This window comes from Shewanella chilikensis (genome assembly GCF_037953065.1).
GTDB classification, from domain to species: Bacteria; Pseudomonadota; Gammaproteobacteria; order Enterobacterales; family Shewanellaceae; genus Shewanella; species Shewanella chilikensis.
On sequence record NZ_CP149966.1, the window covers coordinates 1,699,786 to 1,718,051 of the forward strand.

The 18,266-nt window shown below is 52.7% G+C and carries 16 protein-coding genes, 1 other RNA gene and 2 pseudogenes; 10 read left to right on the forward strand and 9 right to left on the reverse strand.

Annotation, left to right across the window (positions count from 1 at the left end; translation table 11 throughout):
• Window positions 1-41 precede the first annotated feature (41 nt).
• The 4 genes from trpCF to WKR14_RS07840 are packed head-to-tail and all read right to left on the reverse strand — an operon-like array spanning window position 42 to window position 4,654.
• A complete protein-coding gene (gene trpCF, locus WKR14_RS07825) occupies window positions 42-1,430 on the reverse strand; it encodes a bifunctional indole-3-glycerol-phosphate synthase TrpC/phosphoribosylanthranilate isomerase TrpF (RefSeq protein WP_339087596.1) in 1,389 nt (462 codons plus the stop codon).
• Complete coding sequence (gene trpD / locus WKR14_RS07830; RefSeq protein ID WP_051472749.1) at window positions 1,427-2,503, reverse strand: anthranilate phosphoribosyltransferase; 1,077 nt, start codon at window positions 2,501-2,503, stop codon at window positions 1,427-1,429. Before trpD ends, trpCF begins: the two co-directional genes overlap by 4 nt.
• On the reverse strand, window positions 2,496-3,098 hold the full coding sequence (locus tag WKR14_RS07835) for an aminodeoxychorismate/anthranilate synthase component II (RefSeq protein WP_208128200.1): 603 nt from the start codon (window positions 3,096-3,098) through the stop codon (window positions 2,496-2,498). Before WKR14_RS07835 ends, trpD begins: the two co-directional genes overlap by 8 nt.
• The gene (locus WKR14_RS07840) at window positions 3,095-4,654 is read right to left on the reverse strand and encodes an anthranilate synthase component 1 (RefSeq protein WP_335919750.1); all 1,560 of its coding nucleotides are present in this window, start codon (window positions 4,652-4,654) and stop codon (window positions 3,095-3,097) included. Before WKR14_RS07840 ends, WKR14_RS07835 begins: the two co-directional genes overlap by 4 nt.
• A 355-nt stretch (window positions 4,655-5,009) precedes the next feature.
• On the opposite strand from WKR14_RS07840, the gene rnm reads away from it, so the two are divergent.
• From rnm to WKR14_RS07880, 8 genes and pseudogenes are all read left to right on the forward strand, one after another.
• A complete protein-coding gene (gene rnm, locus WKR14_RS07845) occupies window positions 5,010-5,870 on the forward strand; it encodes an RNase RNM (protein ID WP_028780247.1) in 861 nt (286 codons plus the stop codon).
• Window positions 5,867-6,487 (forward strand): L-threonylcarbamoyladenylate synthase, encoded by a 621-nt coding sequence (locus WKR14_RS07850; protein WP_025010668.1) that lies wholly within the window; start codon window positions 5,867-5,869, stop codon window positions 6,485-6,487. Before rnm ends, WKR14_RS07850 begins: the two co-directional genes overlap by 4 nt.
• A 77-nt stretch (window positions 6,488-6,564) precedes the next feature.
• Window positions 6,565-7,356 carry a ScpA family protein gene (locus WKR14_RS07855; RefSeq protein ID WP_339087597.1) on the forward strand — a complete coding sequence of 264 codons (792 nt, stop codon included), beginning with the start codon at window positions 6,565-6,567 and terminating at the stop codon, window positions 7,354-7,356.
• A gap of 11 nt (window positions 7,357-7,367) precedes the next feature.
• Complete coding sequence (scpB, locus tag WKR14_RS07860; RefSeq protein ID WP_025010666.1) at window positions 7,368-7,958, forward strand: SMC-Scp complex subunit ScpB; 591 nt, start codon at window positions 7,368-7,370, stop codon at window positions 7,956-7,958.
• Window positions 7,959-8,831: a 23S rRNA pseudouridine(2605) synthase RluB gene (rluB, locus tag WKR14_RS07865; RefSeq protein WP_208167492.1), complete on the forward strand. Its 873-nt coding sequence runs from the start codon at window positions 7,959-7,961 to the stop codon at window positions 8,829-8,831. It begins immediately after the preceding gene.
• Between the two features lie 303 nt (window positions 8,832-9,134).
• Window positions 9,135-10,100 (forward strand): sialidase family protein, encoded by a 966-nt coding sequence (locus WKR14_RS07870; RefSeq protein WP_339087598.1) that lies wholly within the window; start codon window positions 9,135-9,137, stop codon window positions 10,098-10,100.
• A gap of 451 nt (window positions 10,101-10,551) precedes the next feature.
• Window positions 10,552-10,626: pseudogene (locus WKR14_RS21390) on the forward strand (transposase); the annotation flags it as partial.
• 238 nt (window positions 10,627-10,864) lie between these two features.
• Window positions 10,865-11,854, forward strand: coding sequence for a transposase (locus WKR14_RS07880; protein WP_339087599.1), 990 nt, complete (start codon window positions 10,865-10,867; stop codon window positions 11,852-11,854).
• A 312-nt stretch (window positions 11,855-12,166) separates the two neighbouring features.
• Here WKR14_RS07880 and WKR14_RS21395 read toward each other — a convergent pair whose 3' ends face one another.
• A complete protein-coding gene (locus WKR14_RS21395) occupies window positions 12,167-12,211 on the reverse strand; it encodes a hypothetical protein (RefSeq protein WP_373296867.1) in 45 nt (14 codons plus the stop codon).
• Window positions 12,212-13,368: 1,157 nt separating this feature from the next.
• Between WKR14_RS21395 and WKR14_RS21400 the strand changes: the two genes are divergently transcribed.
• Window positions 13,369-14,502 (forward strand): RHS repeat domain-containing protein, encoded by a 1,134-nt coding sequence (locus tag WKR14_RS21400; RefSeq protein ID WP_420884233.1) that lies wholly within the window; start codon window positions 13,369-13,371, stop codon window positions 14,500-14,502.
• Entirely contained in the window at window positions 14,471-15,118 is a 648-nt protein-coding gene (locus WKR14_RS07890; RefSeq protein WP_339087601.1) for a DUF1963 domain-containing protein, read from the forward strand. The genes WKR14_RS21400 and WKR14_RS07890 overlap by 32 nt, the downstream gene beginning before the upstream one ends.
• 117 nt (window positions 15,119-15,235) lie before the next feature.
• On the opposite strand, the pseudogene WKR14_RS07895 reads toward WKR14_RS07890, so the two are convergent.
• The 4 genes and pseudogenes from WKR14_RS07895 to smpB all read right to left on the reverse strand — a co-directional run.
• Window positions 15,236-15,367: pseudogene (locus WKR14_RS07895) on the reverse strand (IS5/IS1182 family transposase); the annotation flags it as partial.
• Window positions 15,368-15,769: 402 nt separating this feature from the next.
• Window positions 15,770-16,993: an integrase domain-containing protein gene (locus WKR14_RS07900; protein WP_037436616.1), complete on the reverse strand. Its 1,224-nt coding sequence runs from the start codon at window positions 16,991-16,993 to the stop codon at window positions 15,770-15,772.
• A gap of 202 nt (window positions 16,994-17,195) precedes the next feature.
• Window positions 17,196-17,550, reverse strand: a transfer-messenger RNA (tmRNA) gene (gene ssrA, locus WKR14_RS07905).
• A 115-nt stretch (window positions 17,551-17,665) separates the two neighbouring features.
• On the reverse strand, window positions 17,666-18,151 hold the full coding sequence (smpB, locus tag WKR14_RS07910; protein ID WP_025009743.1) for an SsrA-binding protein SmpB: 486 nt from the start codon (window positions 18,149-18,151) through the stop codon (window positions 17,666-17,668).
• Between the last annotated feature and the right edge of the window lie 115 nt (window positions 18,152-18,266).

Consider the following 18,266-nt stretch of genomic DNA (forward strand, 5'->3'; position numbering starts at 1 on the left):
ACTTGTTGCGCCTGTCTGACAGGCGAATACTGTTGTTCTTGTCAGGCGTTGAGCTGCTTAAACACCACCTGCAGTGCCGCTCTGTCTTTGATGCCGGGGGCGCTTTCCACCCCTGAGTTAAAGTCCAGCCCGAAAAAGCCCTGGGTGGCAGCCAAGGCGGCGTTGTCCGGACTCAGGCCACCGGCAAGCATGGCACGCTCACGCTGGGCAAGCCCTTGCTGCCAATCGAAATGTTTGCCGGTACCACCAAAGCTGTCGCCGCTTTTACTGTCATAGAGATAGCGGTCGGCGCCTTCCGGCAAGGTTGGCAGCTCGCCGCCGTCGACATTGACCGGGACTGCCTTCCAGATCTCGGTCTGATGCCCGTTTTGCTCAAGCAGCAGCTTGAGCTTGGCAATATCTTCACTTGATTCACTGCCATGAAGCTGCAGCGCGCTCAGTTTCAGTTCATTGGCCAGCTCGGCCATCTTAGCCGGTGATTCATTGACAAAAACCCCTACCATTGCCAGTTTACGCGGCTGCTCGGCGTTATAACGGCACAGCTCGGCGGCGTGGGCGCGGCTGACACAACGGGGGGACTTGGCGGCGAAGATGAGGCCGCCATAGACGGCGCCGGATTTTGCCGCATCCAGCAGATCCTGCTCTCGGGTCAGGCCACACACCTTATTGTTGCCATAGATAAGGCGGCGACAGGCCAGATCCAAATCGGCTTCGGCCATCAGCGAGCTGCCTACCAAAAAGCCGTCGACCAGCGGGCTGAGGCGGCGTACATCCTCACGGCTGTAGATCCCGGATTCGCTGATGATCAGTGTCCCCTCGGGGATCTTGGGGGCTAAGTATTCTGTCATTGCCAGATCTGTACTCAGATCCCTGAGGTTGCGGTTGTTGATGCCAATAATCGGCGCGCCCAGAGCCAGCGCACGCTTGAGCTCTTCCTCGTTGGAAACTTCCGTGAGGGTGTCGAGGGCATATTGCTCGGCTTCGCTCGCCAGCAATCGATACTGCTCATCGCTGAGTACCGATAGCATCAGCAAGATGGCATCGGCGCCCTGATGGGCCGCCAACTTAACCTGATAAGGCGAAACAAAAAAGTCTTTGCACAATACCGGCTGTTTGATTCTGGCCCGCACCTTGGGCAAATAGCGAAAGTCCCCCTGAAAGAAGGCTTCGTCTGTCAGTACCGACACCGCGGAGGCGTAGCGGCTGTAAACATCGGCAATGGCAACCGGATCGAAGTCTTTGCGGATAAGCCCTTTGGAGGGGCTGGCCTTCTTGCATTCCAGAATAAAGCCGGCGCCTTTTGCACTGAGTGCCTGATACAGGCTGCGATCCGACGTCTTGGGCGTCAGGCTCTCTTCGGGAAAACGCAGCTTGAGGGCTTCAATATGCTGCTGCTTGGTGGCGACGATACGCTCAAGCACGTTACTCATGATATAGCTCCTGCCTTGCTGGGTTGTGGTGAGTTGGCGTCATTGTTTTCAGTCTGGGTTTGGTGGGCTTTGTCCGCCAGGGCGTTGAGTTTGGCGCAGGCGCGGCCATCATCCAGGGTGGCCAGTGCCAGTTGGGTGGCCTGCCTGAGATTGTCAGCCTTGCCGGCGAGATAGAGCACGCAGGCGGCATTGATGGCCACGGCGTGACGCTGGGCGGCGCTGCCTTTACCGGCGAACAGTGCTTGGGTAATAAGGGCGTTTTCTGCCGGGGTGCCGCCTTCCAGCTCGGCCAGCGTCGCTTGTGGCACGCCAAAGTCTGCCGGGGTGAGGCGATATTCCACTATCTCTGCACCCTTGAGTTCGGCCACCTGGGTTTCGCCGTGCAGCGCCACTTCATCCAGGCCGCTGCCGTGAACGACCATGGCGCCTTTGACGCCAAGGGCCCGCAACACCTCGGCGATGGGGCGAACCAAGCTCGGGCTGTAGACCCCGAGCAGCATATAGTCGGGGCGAGCCGGATTAATCAGCGGGCCGAGTACATTGAACAGGGTGCGGGTCTTGAGCGCCTGGCGTACAGGCACAGCGTGCCGCACTCCACCGTGATAATGGGGTGCAAACAGAAAACACAGGCCGTTGTCTGCAAGGTGTTTGGCGGCGCACTCGGGCGACATGGTCAAGTCTATGCCGAACTGTGCCAGCAGATCGGAAGAGCCCGACTTGCTGGACACCCCGCGGTTGCCGTGTTTGGCAACATTGACCCCGGCTGCGGCGGCAACAAAGGCGGCCGTGGTAGAGATATTGATGGTGTTGTGGCCGTCACCGCCGGTGCCGACAATATCCACTACCCTTTGGCATTGGTGCGGAAACGGCTTGGCCGCGGCCAGCAGAGCATCGGCGGCGCCGCTGATCTCGTCTATGGTTTCGCCCTTGAGCTTGAGCGCGATCAGCATGGCTGCCATCTGGCTTTCACTGAGCTTGCCGTCGATAAGTTCGGCAAACAGGCTGGCGGCCTGGCTACGGCTTAAAGACTCGCCCCGGTACAGGCTGTCGAACAGAGGTTGCAGTTCAGTCATGGCAGGTTTCCTCGCGGCTCATGGTCAGGTATTGCAGTGTTTGCACCAGCAAGGTGCTGCCAAGGGTGGTGAGAATCGATTCGGGGTGGAACTGGAAGCCGACTGCGGCATCACAGCGATGGCTGATGGCCATAGGCATGCCTTCGGTGGTGGCTATCACCTCCAGGCAGTCGGGCACCTTGGTTGCCACCAGTGAATGATAGCGGGCCACAGGCAAGGGAGATGGCAGGTTGGCAAACAGGCCGTCGCAGTTGTGCTCTACCGGGCTGGCCTTACCGTGTACCACTTGGGGGGCACGCTCAACCTTGCCGCCGTAATGTTCAACCAGGGCCTGGTGACCAAGGCAGATACCGAGAATCGGCAGTTTGCCGGCCAGCAGCGCAATAAGTTCCATCATGCAACCGGCTTCTCCGGGGGCGCCCGGGCCGGGAGACAGAATAAGCGCCGCCTGCCCCGGCTCCGCCAGCATCCGCTCGGCGAGCGACTGAGCACTGACATTATTGCGATACACCAGCACTTCAAAGCCCAGGCTGCGGAACTGATCCACCAGGTTGTAGGTGAAGGAGTCGAAGTTATCCAATAGATAGAGTTTCACAGGCCACCTCCCATCTTGATTGCACTGATCACTGCCTGCGCCTTTTGCGCGGTTTCGTCGGCCTCGGCCTGGGGATCTGAATCATAGACCACTCCGGCCCCGGCCTGGATGTGCGCCATGCCTTCGCTGACGAAGGCGGAGCGGATCACTATGCAGGTGTCCATATCACCAAGGGCGTTGAGATAACCTACGGCGCCGCCATAGCTGCCGCGGCGCTGCTGCTCGGTTTCACGAATGAGTTGGGCGGCGCGCACCTTGGGGGCGCCCACCAGGGTGCCCATGTTCATGCAGGCCTGATAGGCGTGCAGGGCGTCGAGATCTTCCCTAAGCTGCCCGGTTACCCGGCTGACCAGATGCATCACATGGGAGTATCTGTCTACCTTCAGCAGCTCGGCTACTTTACGACTGCCGCTCTGGCTGATGCGGGCGATATCGTTGCGGGCCAAGTCCACCAACATGATGTGCTCCGACAACTCTTTCTTGTCCAGTCTTAGCTCCAGCTCTATTCGGCTGTCGAGATCGAAATCTATCTCGCCATCTGGGGTCTTGCCGCGTTTGCGGGTACCGGCGATGGGGTAAACCTCAACCTGATTGCCCTTGGCTTCATACTTGAGGGCGCTTTCCGGAGAGGCGCCAAACAGGGTGAAGTCGGCGCTGCGCAGGTAAAACATATAGGGGCTGGGGTTGGTCAGTCTCAGTGCCCTATAGGCGCCCAGAGTATTGGGGCAGGGCAGGCTGAAACTGCGTGATGGCACAACCTGAAAGATATCACCGGCGCAGATATGCTCCTTGAGGCGGCTCACCTGGCGGCAAAAATCGGCGTCACTGATATTGACGCTGGCCTCGGCATGTACGCCGCTTAAAGGGGCAACATCTTCCAGCAGCTGGCAGTTGGTTTCTATGGCATCCAGTCTTGCGCCAAGCTCGGCTTGCACCTCGCTGTTACCATTAAACTCCATCACCACGGCTTCGGCGCAGCCCTTTTGGTGATCTACTGTTATCAGGGTTTCAGCCAGATAAAACAGATAGTCGGGGCAGTGGTTGGCGCCCTGGCTTACGCTTGGCAGCGGCTCTGTGCTGGCGATAAGGTCGTACCCCAAAACGCCGCCCAGAAATCCGGTTTCAAACTGGCTCTCTTTTTCATCAATCAGACCCTGCTGCAGTAATCTCAGGCCATCGAGCGGCGAGCCTGCCTTGAGTCTGGCATCTTCATCCAGCTCGGCAGTGATGGGGCGCAGCACGACCTTGAGGCTCTGCTGCTCCAGGCTGACCTCACCGCGCGAGTTAAAGAAGTCGTGAATCGCGGGCAGCAGTCCGGCGCCGTTGTCTGTCAAAGCCTCGAAGCTCAAGGTCGACCCGTCACAGCGAATGGCCAGCGCCGCGTGGCTGAGGATAATGCTTTTCAGGTGATCCTTGCTGTCGATTTCGGCCGACTCCAGCAACATGCTGTGAGGCTTGTCCCGCGTCAGTTGCTGATACAGTTTCAGGGGATCGTCGTAATAGGGCAGTGACCGCGTCTGGCGGTGTACTCTGGCGATTGGCTCGATTCTGTTCATCTGTCCTTCCTGTTGTTCCGCTGTTTAGCCTGGCTGCGGGGTTTTCCTGACCGTTAAGCACAAAAAAGCCCGCAATCTCTTGCGGGCTCTTTGTTGAATTTGGCTGCGTTATTTTCAATCGTGCACAGCGCTTCACACTACCCGCGTTAAGGGAAGTGCCACCACCAGATGATGTTGAGTGAAGCGTTGAAGTGTGTCATTGAAAATTTGTCCTCTCGACGTTTGACCTATAGAAAAACCCAGCTGCCCGCCAATGTCAATTGAATATTTTTAATTTATGCAAATTTCTGCCAATTTGCCGTCGCCCAGCGGAGATAAATCGCATTTTGCCAACAAAACCAAGTACAATAGCGCTATGATAACTGAAAATACTTTGGCCGATCTTCACAGCCATACCACAGCCTCAGATGGCCAACTGACACCGTCTTTGCTGCTCGAACGCGCCCTGGAAAAGGGGGTTGAGCTGCTGGCGATTACCGATCATGACACAGTCGCCGGGCTGGATGAGGCCCATGCCTTCAATGCCGGGCAGAGCGCGCCTTTGACCCTGGTAGACGGGGTTGAGATCTCTACCCGTTGGCACGCCTATGATATTCATATCGTGGCGCTGGATATCGACCGCCACGACGAAAACCTGCTTGTCTTTCTCGAGCGTCAACGTGAGCTCAGGGAAGAGCGGGCTCGCGAGATAGGCGCAAGGCTTGAAAAGGCCGGTATTCCAGGGGCTTACGAAGGCGCCAGGGCGCTCGCCGGTGATGCGGCGCTGAGCCGTGGCCATTACGCCCGTTTCCTGGCCGAGCAGGGGCACGCGCCGGATAGCGCCAGCGTGTTCAAGAAGTTTCTCGGCCGCGGCAAGACGGGCTATGTGCCCAACAACTGGGGCGAGATGGCGACGGCCATAGAGGTAATTCACAACGCAGGTGGAGTGGCCGTGTTGGCCCACCCCAGTGGCTATCAACTGTCGGCCAAGTGGCTCAAACGCCTGGTGCGTGAGTTCAAGGCCGCCGGTGGTGATGCCATGGAGGTGGTGCTCGGGCAGCAAACCACAGACGACAGAAATAATTTAGGGGCGCTGGCCACTCTCAACGGCCTCTACGCCTCGGTGGGATCCGATTTCCACTTTCCCGGCCGCTGGCTGGAACTGGGCAAGAATCTGTATCGGCCCCAGGGATTGAACTGGGTCTGGCAATGCAAGCAATGGACAATAACTAAATGAGTCAATTTTTCTACGTACATGAGGTGAATCCTCAAACCCGTCTGATAAGCCAGGCGGTGAGCATTCTGAAAAGCGGCGGGGTCATAGTTTACCCCACAGATTCCGGCTATGCGCTGGGTTGTATGATTGGCGATAAAGACGCCATGAGCCGTATCGCCAGAATTCGCCAGATAGACAATGATCATAACTTTTCGCTGATGTGCCGCGACTTATCTGAGCTGTCGACCTATGCCAGAGTCGATAACCAGGCGTTTCGCATTCTGAAGAACAACACACCGGGTTGTTACACCTTCATCTTCAAGGCCACCAAAGAAGTGCCAAGAAGGCTGCAAAACGAAAAGAAACGCACCATAGGCATTCGGGTGCCGAACAATGTTATCGCCCTGGCGCTGCTGGAAGCTCTGGGTGAACCCTTGATGTCCACCAGTCTTATTCTGCCCGGCAACGACTTTACCGAGTCGGATCCCGAGCATATCCGCGATATTCTCGAACATCAGGTAGATGCCATTCTCCACGGCGGTTACCTGGGCGAAAAGCCCACCACAGTGATAGACATGTCTGAAGGCGAAATGGTCATAGTCCGTGAAGGCAGTGGCGATATCAGCCCATTTCTTTAACCGCTCAATAAAGGTATAATCGCGCGTTTGGTCGGCCTATGCCGCCTTAAGGATGCTGCCAGAGGAGAGAAAACGGCTTGAGTGAAGGCGTTCAACAGAGTCTGCCGCTTGCCGTAGTGCGGGGTGAGGCGCTTAGAGAGCTGCCTGCCGATCTCTTTATTCCTCCCGAGGCGCTTGAGGTGTTTCTTGAGGCGTTTGAAGGGCCGCTCGACTTGCTTTTGTACCTGATCCGCAAGCAAAAAATGGATGTGGTAGATCTGCCCATTCACAGGATCACCGCCCAGTATCTTGAATATATCGAGCTGCTGCAGGGCGCCAGGGTAGAGCTGGCGGCCGACTATCTGGTGATGGCGGCAACATTGGCGGAAATCAAGTCGCGTTTGCTGTTGCCAAGGCCGGAGCTGGAAGCCGAGGAAGAGGAAGACCCCAGAGCCGTGCTGATCCGCCAACTCAAGGCTTATGAAGCCATCAAAGAGGCCGCGGTGCGGCTGGATGAACTGCCAAGGCTCGAGCGGGACGTATTCCAGGCCAAGGCGGGCAAGGCGCCGGATATCAAGCCCTTGCTGGTGCCGCCGGATGTGTCTTTGGCCGAACTGGCCCGGGCCTTTGGCGAGGTACTCAAGCGGGTGGAAGCCGGCACTTCTCACCAGGTGCAGCGCGAGCAGCTTTCTACCCGGGAGCGGATGAGCCAAATTCTGGCCATGCTCTCCAGTGAGCATTACACCCCTTTTGAAGCCCTGTTCAAGGTGGAAGAGGGGCGCGCCGGAGTGGTGGTCAGCTTTCTGTCATTGATGGAATTGGTAAAGGAACTGCTGGTGGAACTGATCCAGGCCGAACCTTTATCGCGAATTTATCTCAAGGCGTACTGACGGGAGCCGACTTGGCGAAGATTAACGACCTTCAGCTGAAACAACTGATCGAAGCCAGCCTGTTTGTGCTGGCCAAGCCCATGACCTTGAAGGCTCTGAGAGAAACCGTGCTGGCCGATTTCAGTGTCTCCCGCGAGCGTATTCGCGCCGCGGTGGATGAATTGACCCTGGATTATCAGGAGCGCGGAGTACAACTGGTCAAGGTTGCCGGCGGTTATCGGTTTCAGACCCGCGACAGCCTCAGCCCCTTGCTGCAACCTCTGTGGCAGGAGCAGGCGCCCAAGTACTCCAGGGCAACATTGGAAACTCTGGCGGTTATCGCCTACCGTCAGCCTGTGACCCGCGGCGAAATTGAGCTGGTCAGAGGGGTGGCTGTCGGCAGCCAGATTATCAAGAATTTAACAGACAGACGCTGGATCCGCGTTGTGGGGCACAAAGAGGTGCCGGGAAGGCCTTCGTTATACGCCACCACTACAGAGTTTCTGGCTTACTTCGGTCTGGACAGCATAGCGGATCTGCCGCCTCTGTCTGACGCCGAATCATTAGAGGCGGTATTTTCGGGGATGAAAACACCGCCGGAACCCTTAGAAGAGTCAACTTGAATGAGCGAAAAATTGCAGAAAGTCTTGGCCCGTGCAGGCCATGGCTCCCGTCGTGAGATGGAGGCATGGATTGCTGCAGGTCGCGTGAGTATTGACGGAGAAATCGCCAAACTGGGTGATCGCATCGAAGCCGACGCCAAGGTACGTATCGATGGCCGTGCGGTATCGCTGAAATCTGCCGATGATGTGATCTGCCGGGTACTGGCCTACCACAAGCCGGAAGGGGAGATCTGCTCGCGCAAAGATCCCGAAGGTCGGCCCACAGTATTCGATCGTCTGCCCCGCACCCGAGACAGCCGCTGGGTTGCAGTGGGACGTTTGGATATCAACACCTCGGGTTTGTTGCTGTTCACCTCGGATGGTGAACTGGCCAACCGCCTGATGCACCCCTCCAATGAAGTGGATCGTGAGTACGCCGTGCGTACCTTCGGTGAAGTGCCGGAAGCGGCGCTGCAGCGTTTGCGCAGCGGCGTTATGCTGGAAGATGGCCCGGCCCAGTTTGACCATATCAAGGCCGCCGGTGGCGAAGGCATCAACCAATGGTGGCACGTTACCCTGCGCGAAGGGCGTAACCGTGAAGTGCGTCGTCTGTGGGAATCCCAGGAAGTGCAGGTGAGCCGCCTTATTCGGGTGCGTTACGGCATGATAGAATTGCCCAAGAGCCTGCCTCGTGGCGGCTGGGTCGAACTGCCGCTGGAGCAGGTCAACTACCTGCGCCAACTGGCGGGCATGGATCCGGAAACCCGCTCCATGCTGGGCGCCGATAAACACAGCGTGGCCCGTAACAAGGTGCGCAGTGCCAAGGTGCGCCGCGCCGTGCGTAAACACAAGACGGCGGCGGGCAAGCCCAAACCAACCCGGCAGCGCAGCTGATACTGCCAAGGCTTTCGGCAGTGTGTTAAAGCTTGTCGATAGCCTATCTAATCCCATCTAAAGATGTGATTCCAATGCAATGAAAGGTCGCCGCAGCGGCCTTTTTTGTTGCTGTTTTTCTAATCTTTTTCAACAGTTTCTCGCTGCTTTTTTGCATAGTTTTTACGTAGTTTTTGCGTAGTTTTTGCCATAGCTTTTTACCAAAGTTTTTTGCCATCACTTTTTACCGTAAAAAGTTCACTTACCTTGGCGCAGTTCAGTAATGGTATAAGATAAAGGAACAGCAACTCAGGGAGCCAAGGCATGCAGCTGATCTCACACACAAAAATTTGGGACCAAGGCGAACACAACGCCTTTTGCGATCTATGCCGCTGGCAGGGGGCGCTCTACTGCGTCTTTCGGGAGGGCCAGGCCCATGTGTCTGATGACGGTGCGCTGAGAGTGCTTAAATCCAGCGACGATGGTCAAAGTTGGCAAGCCGAGGCGCTTATTCAAAGCGAGCTTGGCGATCTGCGTGACGGCAAACTGCTCGCCCATGTTGGCCGTTTATGGCTTTTTGGCGCCGCCTCCAAACATGGCAAGGCGCCGTTGCAGTCCTTGATGTGGCACTCGCTGGATGGCATCAACTGGTCGGCCCCCGAAAAAGTCGCCGATACCGGATACTGGCTCTGGCGGGTGACCGAGGCCGAAGATGGCCTCTACGGCGTGGGCTATCGCCCAGGCGCCGATGGTGATGTCAGGCTCTATCGCAGTGAGCGCCTGCAAGCATCACAAACCGGCATGCTGCAATTTACGCCCTGGGTGGCCCCCTTGCAAAATGACGGTTATGTCAACGAATCATCACTGCTGTTTCGGGGCGGCGAGCATACTCGCTCTGCTCAATCCTCTTCAAACACAGAAGCGCTTTGCCTACTAAGGCGCGATCCTGTGTGGGACGCACAAGAAACCGGGCTGCTCGGCAGAGCCAAGGCACCTTTCAAAACCTGGCAATGGCAGCAGCTCAGTTGCCGTATCGGTGGTCCGGTGGCCTTTTTCTATAACGACCGCCTGTTGGCCGTGGTGCGCCTCTATGACAATAAGGTGCGCACCTCGCTGGTGGAAATCGATAGCGCCACAGCCAAGGTCACCGAGCTCTTAACCCTGCCATCCGGCGGCGATACCAGCTACGCCGGTATCGAGTTGGACGGTGATGAACTCAAGCTGGTGTACTACTCAAGCCATGAGGGCAAAACCGCCATCTATTTCGCCCGTATCGGGCTTAAAGGCTAAAGTACCAACCAACAATACCTGTCTGCTCGACACCAGCCAGCGTGACTGAATCAGGTTTAATAACAGGGAAAATCGCTTTAGATTTCAAAGTCAGTCAATTCTGTTGCAAAAATCAGCCAAATCAGGGTTTTGTGGCCTTTGTAGTGAATACAGGACAGCCATATCTTTTTGATGTTTCGCCCAGGCTTGACTAGGCTTTGAAATACCCATCAAAGCTCAGTCGAGGTTGGTTATGACCACCGCCCGTCGCCAGTTGATAGATGCTGAAAGTACACCCTTTTACCACGTGATTAACCGTTGCGTTAGAAGGGCATTTTTGTGTGGTGAACGAAAGACAGGACAGCCATATCTTTTTGAGAAACAAAAATACAGGACAGCCATATCTTTTTGATGTTTCGCCCAGGCTTGACTAGGCTTTGAAATACCCATCAAAGCTCAGTCGAGGTTGGTTATGACCACAGCCCGTCGCCAGTTGATAGATGCTGAAAGTACGCCCTTTTACCACGTGATTAACCGTTGCGTGAGAGCGAAAGACAGGACAGCCATATCTTTTTGAGAAAGACAGGACAGCATGAGAAAGACAGAGAGAAAGACAGGAGACAAAAATACAGGACAGCCATATCTTTTTGAGAAAGACAAGACAGCATGAGAAAGACAGAGAGAAAGACAGGAGACAAAAATACAGGACAGCCATATCTTTTTGATGTTTCGCCCAGGCTTGACTAGGCTTTGAAATACCCATCAAAGCTCAGTCGAGGTTGGTTATGACCACCGCCCGTCGCCAGTTGATAGATGCTGAAAGTACGCCCTTTTACCACGTGATTAACCGTTGCGTGAGAAGGGCATTTTTGTGTGGTGAAGATGCACTGTCGGGGCGCAGTTACGAGCATAGACGTGGCTGGATAGTGGATAAAATCAGGCAGTTGTCGTCAATATTCTGCATCGACGTTTGCGCTTATGCGGTTATGAATAATCACTACCATTTGGTGCTCAAAATCGACCTTACTGCGCAACAAGCGTTGTCGCCATTTGAAGTCATTGAGCGTTGGACCGGGCTCTTTAGTGGCAATCCTGTGGCGGCAAAGTTCCTCAAGGGCGATAGTCTCTCGGAAGGCGAGCGAATACAGTTGGATACGCTGATTAGCGATTGGCAGGAACGCCTTGGCAGTATCAGTTGGTTTATGCGCTGTTTAAACGAAGATATCGCCCGCAAGGCCAATCGAGAAGATGGTTGCAAGGGCGTATTCTGGGAAGGACGTTTTAAGTCGCAGGCACTGCTCGATGAACAGGCGCTGCTGGCCTGCATGATGTACGTGGATTTAAATCCCATTCGCGCAGGTATTGCAGATTCACTGCAAGCTTCTGATTATACATCCATTCAGGAGCGCATAGAGGAAGTTGCTGAGCCAGCAACTGCCAACATTTCACTTAAGCCACTGTTGCAATTTGATGGTGCAGCCACTGCCGCCGAACAAAGCGGTATCCCGTTTCACTTTGCCGACTATCTGGAACTGATTGATTGGACAGGCCGGGCGGTGCGGGAAGACAAGCATGGCTTTATTGCCTGTTCCAGGCCCAAACTACTGCTTGAGCTTGGTATCAGTGACGATGCCTGGATAACTTCCGCCAAGGAGTTTCGCCGTCAGTACAGTGGCATGAGTGGCCGATGGGATGCCATGTGTGCCATGAAGGCCAAATATGGTGGTAAATGGTGCCGGGGTAAGCAACAAAGCCAAGCAATACATCCCCATTAACCTTAAACCCTTGGTGATTTTACAGAAACAGGCTTAAGCCTGCCGCAGGCATGCCTGACTATCACAGTTTTTGTATGAACCTCGCAGATTTCTCGTCTCAGAGAGCCTACTTCCAAAAATCCGTCGTTATTTATCAGAGACTGACCCTGCAACGAGCTTCTTTGCAGCTCAGAAAGTGTTTAGGATGTCCTGTATATCGCGTGCCCGGCGTTGAACCGCTAAAACTGGAATATGACAATCTGGGGCGGATAAGCCGGGTGCTTCAAGGGATCCAGAGTCACAAGTATACTTATTTGGGGCAAAGTGCCCTGGTCACTGGGGTGGTGGACAGCCAAGGCAAACGCCAGCACTTCGAATATGATACCGAAGGCAATCTGGTCAAAGCGACTGATGCCAATGGCAACAGCCAGCAATATCGTTACGGTGCGTTTGACCTGTTGCAAGCCAGTATCGATCCTTTAGGCCATGAACTGCAGCTGTTCTATAACGGAGAATGCCAGTTTGCCGGCATTGCCAACAGCAAAGGTGAGCAGTGGCGATATCACTACAATTCCAGCGGTCAAATTGTTGAAGAGCGTCACCTTGATGGTCGTCGTAACCGCTTCGATTACGATAAGGCCGGCCGGGTAATATGCAAAACCCAGGCTGATGGCAGCAGCATTCATTTCTTCTACGATATCTGTGGCCGTTTGCTGCAAAAGCAAACCCGTAACTCGCAGCAAATGGTGATGAACAATAGCCATTTTGAATACGACGGCGCCGGTCAACTGCTTAAAGGCCGTAATGCCGTGTCTGAGCTGGCGTTTAGCTATGATGCGCTTGGCAGGCTGATTGCTGAAACGCAAAATGGCCAATCGATTGAGTATCAATACACTGCCGCGGGTCGTCCAATTCGTGCCAATGGCTTATTGCTTGAGCAACAGCAGACATGGCAACACGGCCGTTTGGCAACGATTGCCGCTTCTGGGTTTGAGCCGCTGACACTGGCATACGACCGTTATGGCCGGGAAACCAGTCGCAGTAACCAGGCTGGATTCTGCCTGCAACAGGAGTACACCCCGGAGGGACTGCTCAAACGTCAGCACCTGGATGCCTGGAGCCCACAGGGGACAGAGCAGCAACTACCTGGCCGCTTTGGTGGCATTGCCCGCAGTTATGAATATGACGCTCTGAGCCGGATCACCGCCATCGAAGACGGTCACTGGGGCCGCAGTGAATTTACCCAAAATGCCCTTGGGCAAATCGTGGCAGAAAAACGCACCAGCGCCTGGCATGCGCGCAGTGAGCGGCGCCAATTCAACTATGACTCCGAACTCCAACTGACGGCCATAGCCTCTTGGGCTGAGGACGGGCAAAACAAAGACCAGCTTAGCAACAGTTCCCCGAATAGCACTTCAAATAGCCGGATTATCGACTTCGCCAAAAAGCGCCAGGAAAAGGCACTGGAATATCAGCAAGCCGGGCGGGTAGTGCGTCAGGGAGACAATGTTTTCCGCTACGATGCCAATGGCCGTATGGTCGAGAAAACCCTGAAACGCGATGGTTTCAGGGCTCAGACTCGCTTCTATCATTGGGATGAAGAAGATCGCCTCATTCGTGTCAGTCTGCCCAATGGGGATATCTGGCATTATGAATACGATGTCTTTGGCCGCCGCTGTCGTAAATACCGGCAGCAACCAGCACCGCAGCCAACATCAGCGCAATCACTCACTCAACAAATCAGCCAAGGCGATATCCGCTACCTGTGGTTGGGTGATCAACTCAGCCAGCAGCAAAGTTATTATGCCGATGGCAGTGTGGCAACTACCCAGTGGCTATATGAGCGCGGCAGTTTCAGGCCGTTGGCACAGATAAGGCAACTGGATACACCCAATGACCCCGGCAGGCCCGAATTACATTATGCGGTGACTGACTTAGTGGGCAATGTTAGGGAGTTGTGCGATCCACAAGGACAAATACACTGGCGTGGCGAACAGGGTTTATGGCAGGACTTCCATCAATGGCGGCTCAGCGGAACCCCGAAAAAGTATCTTGAACAAGCCGCCAATGAGCCTCTACACTGTGACCTGCGCTATCAGGGACAGATTTATGATCGGGAAACCGGGCTCTATTACAACCGGCACAGATATTACGATCCGGAGATTTGCCAATACCTGAGTCCAGATCCGATAGGGCTGGCAGGGGGCACGCGGCCACAGGCCTATGTGCACAACCCGCTCGAATGGGTGGATCCGCTAGGATTAGCAAGTTTATTTGACATTGGTACGTATGGGAGCCTGAATGGGAGTTTGCATGTTGGTGATAACCTTCAAGCACATGAATTTATAAGGCATGAGTTTCTAAGACAAGAAGGTTTAGCTGGTGATTCTCGTCTCTCGGATAACCCTTCGATTGCTCTAGATTTGGATCATCATACTCGTGGGCCAGCAAAAGATACCAGAGGAATTGGTGGTGTGCACTATCATGAATCTGTTGTCAGGGCAGAGAAGGGGTTAGGAAGGAATCAATTTGCATCTAGTTTTGATGAAGAACTTGAAATTTCAAGCGAGGCTATGAGGAGAGCGGGAATTCCTGAAGATCGTATTTCTGTTCTCAAAGCAGATTCAACAGCGTTTTATGAAAGAATTAAAAAATGTGGGGAAAAATAGTATGGATACTGTATATCAATTAAAAGCTAATACTTCTGACGACGGTTCTGGGGTTGTGTTTGGGGGAGGTACTCACATTGCCTTTCCTTGGCCTGTAAATCCTTTGGGGGAGGAGTTAGCGCTAGTTGTTACGATTGATTGTTCAGTACTAAATCATAAGATTGGTGAAGAATTATTCCCTGCGGGTAAAGTATTATCAGTATTTTCAACATATTCAAGCGATAGATACTTTTTAGATGATATTACTTTTCATGGTGACAGTGAAGAGCTTGAACATATCAGTAAAGGCTATTCTAGAGTGCTTTTAAGTGAAAGGTCTGATGATTTTATAAATGAGAACTATTTTGGCCCAATATCTGTTGAGGTTACTAAAAGGGAAGTTAATAGTGAAGATTTTCCTGCGTTCTCTTTTGTATCTAAGGTAATTCCTAGAGGTTTGATTGGTTATGGCGTATTAGGTGATGAATATTACTTTGTCGCACAAATATACTCTGGAGATATACCGTTTGATGATGGTGGGATTTTAGGTCTCTCGGATGCAACTGGTTATTTGTTCTTACGTAAAAGAATAGATGACTTTTCTAATGCTGGAGTTTTCTTTATTCAAGTATCTTAAATAATGATTTGAAAGAGTAAATTCCGGAGGCTATAAAATTTCGGTGTAAGTAGCTGTTTATCATAACTACACCTGGTCATGGCGTTGTTGCTCAAATCAGGTCTGAGCTAGTACACTTTATGAGATTGTCTGGCGTACAGGCATAACGAGTCTTATGACTTTGTTTAACGCCTTCACGCCAGTCAATGCTTCACCCCGTTGTTCGTTATAGTCTCGCAGACTCAATTGGGGGCTAATAAGTTGTTTGATGGCCTTGATGATTTGTTCTTCGGTGTAACGTTTCTTCATGTTGAGATCTCAATTGGCTCTAAATAGCTATTCCTAAATGTAGGTCACTGGCCTCATTAGTCATCATCGTGCTTAGTTTAGCATCCTTTAGCAAGGAGCCTTGTAGTACAGGGCTTTCCGAGTGTATGCGTATAAACTCAGGCCAAATAAGGCTTTCAGCAGGGTGTAGCACAATTAGGAACACTTATTTAGTGTATTGGAAATCTCATCAATGTCATGGTCTTAAATTCGGGTGAAAGGTCAGTTGGTTTTTGGTGAGGAGTATTGGTTAGAGTGCTTTTTAGTTGGTCGTAGTTTCCGATGGACGGGTCATAGCGTACAACTATCAATGAGCTTCGATGCTTAATCGAAGCTTGCCTTCACTTATCGTTTTGATGCGACGGATAAATTTCCATCAGCAGCTGTCTCAATGTACTCACTCCACCAGTTCATCATAGGACGTCGCCGCTCTAGGAAGTCGGAGCGGTTATATGCCGCCCGTACTGAATTGGCATCGACATGTGATAACGCTGATTCGATAAGGTCAGATTCAAACCCTTCTTCATTGAGAATGGTGCTTGCTAAGGAGCGAAGACCATGGCTAACAAGTCTTCCACCATATCCCATACGTTTTAAGGCCATATTAGCTGTCTGCGTATTGCAGTGAGTTTTTGGATCTCTATCTGATGGAAATATAAATTCTCTGTGGCCACTTATTGGCTTGATGGCTTCGAGTATGCCGAGCATCTGTTGGGTAAGCGGAATAACGTGCACTCGACGCTTTTTCATCTTCTCTGCAGGTATTGTCCAAATTAGCTTCTCCAAATCTAATTCATCCCAGCGTGCCATGGCGGCTTCAGAGGGACGTGTCATAGTGTGTAACTGCCACTCTATAAGACAGCGTGTTACACGTTTAATGGAAGCTTGGGAAAGCGAGCGCATGAGTTCGGGGAGCTCTGATGGGGCTAGGGTAGCCATGTTCTCTTTTTTGGGCTTCTTAAATGCAGTATGAATTTTTACTAACGGATTCGCTACGATGTAACCGGAGTTGACACCATGGTTCATAATTTCATTTAGCCGCTGACTCAGGCGTTTAATGGTCTCTAAACTGCCTGAAGCTTCTATTGGTCGAAATAGCTTTATGACGTTTGGAGCAGTGATTTTAGTGAGTGGGTAGTTACCAAATTCAGGGAAAACATGTCTCTCTAATGAGCGCCAAGTTTTAGTGGCATGATCTTCTGTTACTTCGTGCTTTTTAATCTCTAACCATTCAGCTGCAACATTCCTCAGCGTGTACATAGTTTCTTGTTTGTTTTTGAGTGATTCTTGTTCGCGTTTTTCTTTCGGGTCTACACCTGTTGCTACTAGTTGTCGGTATTCCAAAACTAACTCGCGCGCTTTCGCTAGACCAATTTCAGGGTAGGGACCAATACCTATATTAACCCGCTTTTTGGTGATGGGATGATAATAGTTGAAGTTCCAAAGCTTAGAGCCGTTAGTTCTGACTCGTAGTTGTAACCCTCCACCATCAGATAAGACAATGTCCTTAGGGCCTGGCTTTTGATTCTTGATTTGGGTGTTGGTGAGACGCGTTGTGCTGGTGGCCATATTTACCCCCGATAGCCTCAAGTTGGATAATTTATAATCATGGTATTCCAAGAGTAAGTCAAATCACCTTGGAATACCGTTTGGAATACTAAAGCTGTGAGATTCAGTGAGACTATTTGATACGTCTTGGTACGCAAGCTGTTGATTTTGTTGTTTTTTAGGCAATAAAAAAGACGTCCGAAGACGTCTTTTTACTTTGAATTGGTGGAGGCGGCGGGACTTGAACCCGCGTCCGAAAAACCTACGCTCAAGGCGCTACATGCTTAGTCTCTCTTTTATTTAACCGGTTGAACTCCGAAAGACAGGATTCCAAACGGTGAGCCTGGTACTGTTTCGCGGTTCACCCCCAGACAAGGTTCCCTCGCTAGCACTATGTAAGGTGACCATCAAATCCACTGCCCATGTGCGAGACCTGTGGTAGATGGCTAGCGGCCTTAAGCTGCTAGAGCGTAGTTATCGTCGTTTGCAACTATAACTGTGCGGCTTTTTACGAGGCCAACCGCCCCTCGGCATGCTCCCGGAGTTTCGCGAATCCCGTCGAATCCAGAATCGCCCCCGTGATGTGTTGATTGTAACCTCTTTGCCACCTGCTTACCAAGGCTTTAATTAGCAAAGGACAATCACTTGCTGGTTATCCGTACAATTGGTGTGCGAAATAACAACAAATATCAGTTACTTGCTCTTCATGACCCGGGCTTTTTCGATAGCCCAGTCACGTTGTTTAATATCGTCGCGCTTATCGTGGGCTTTCTTGCCCTTACCCAAGCCTATCTCAACCTTGACCCAGGCACCTTTGCGCCAGTACATGGAGATGGGCACTATGGCGTAACCCTGCCTTTCAACCAAGCCGGCCAGACGGTCCAGCTCACGGCGATTGAGCAGCAGTTTACGCATGCGGGTTGGGTCGCAGACCACATGAGTGGATGCCGCGCTGAGTGGGGTGATATTACAGTTGTGCAGGAAGGCTTCGCCATTTTTCAGCATGACAAAGCTTTCCGACAGATTCACCTTGCCGGCGCGGATGGATTTGACCTCCCATCCCATTAGGGACAGACCCGCTTCGAATTTTTCATCAAAGCGATATTCAAAGGTCGCACGCTTGTTCCGGGCAATGGTTGCCGGAGCGTTTGCGGATTTTTTTGCATTCTTCTTAGCCATAGGCTGGCTATTATACGCAGCAGCAGCCAATTTGGAATTGGCCTGGAAGAATATTTTGAGTTGTGGGCAGTAGCTTAGGGTTTTGTTGCTGGCTTTTTGAGCGCTTACAGAGGCA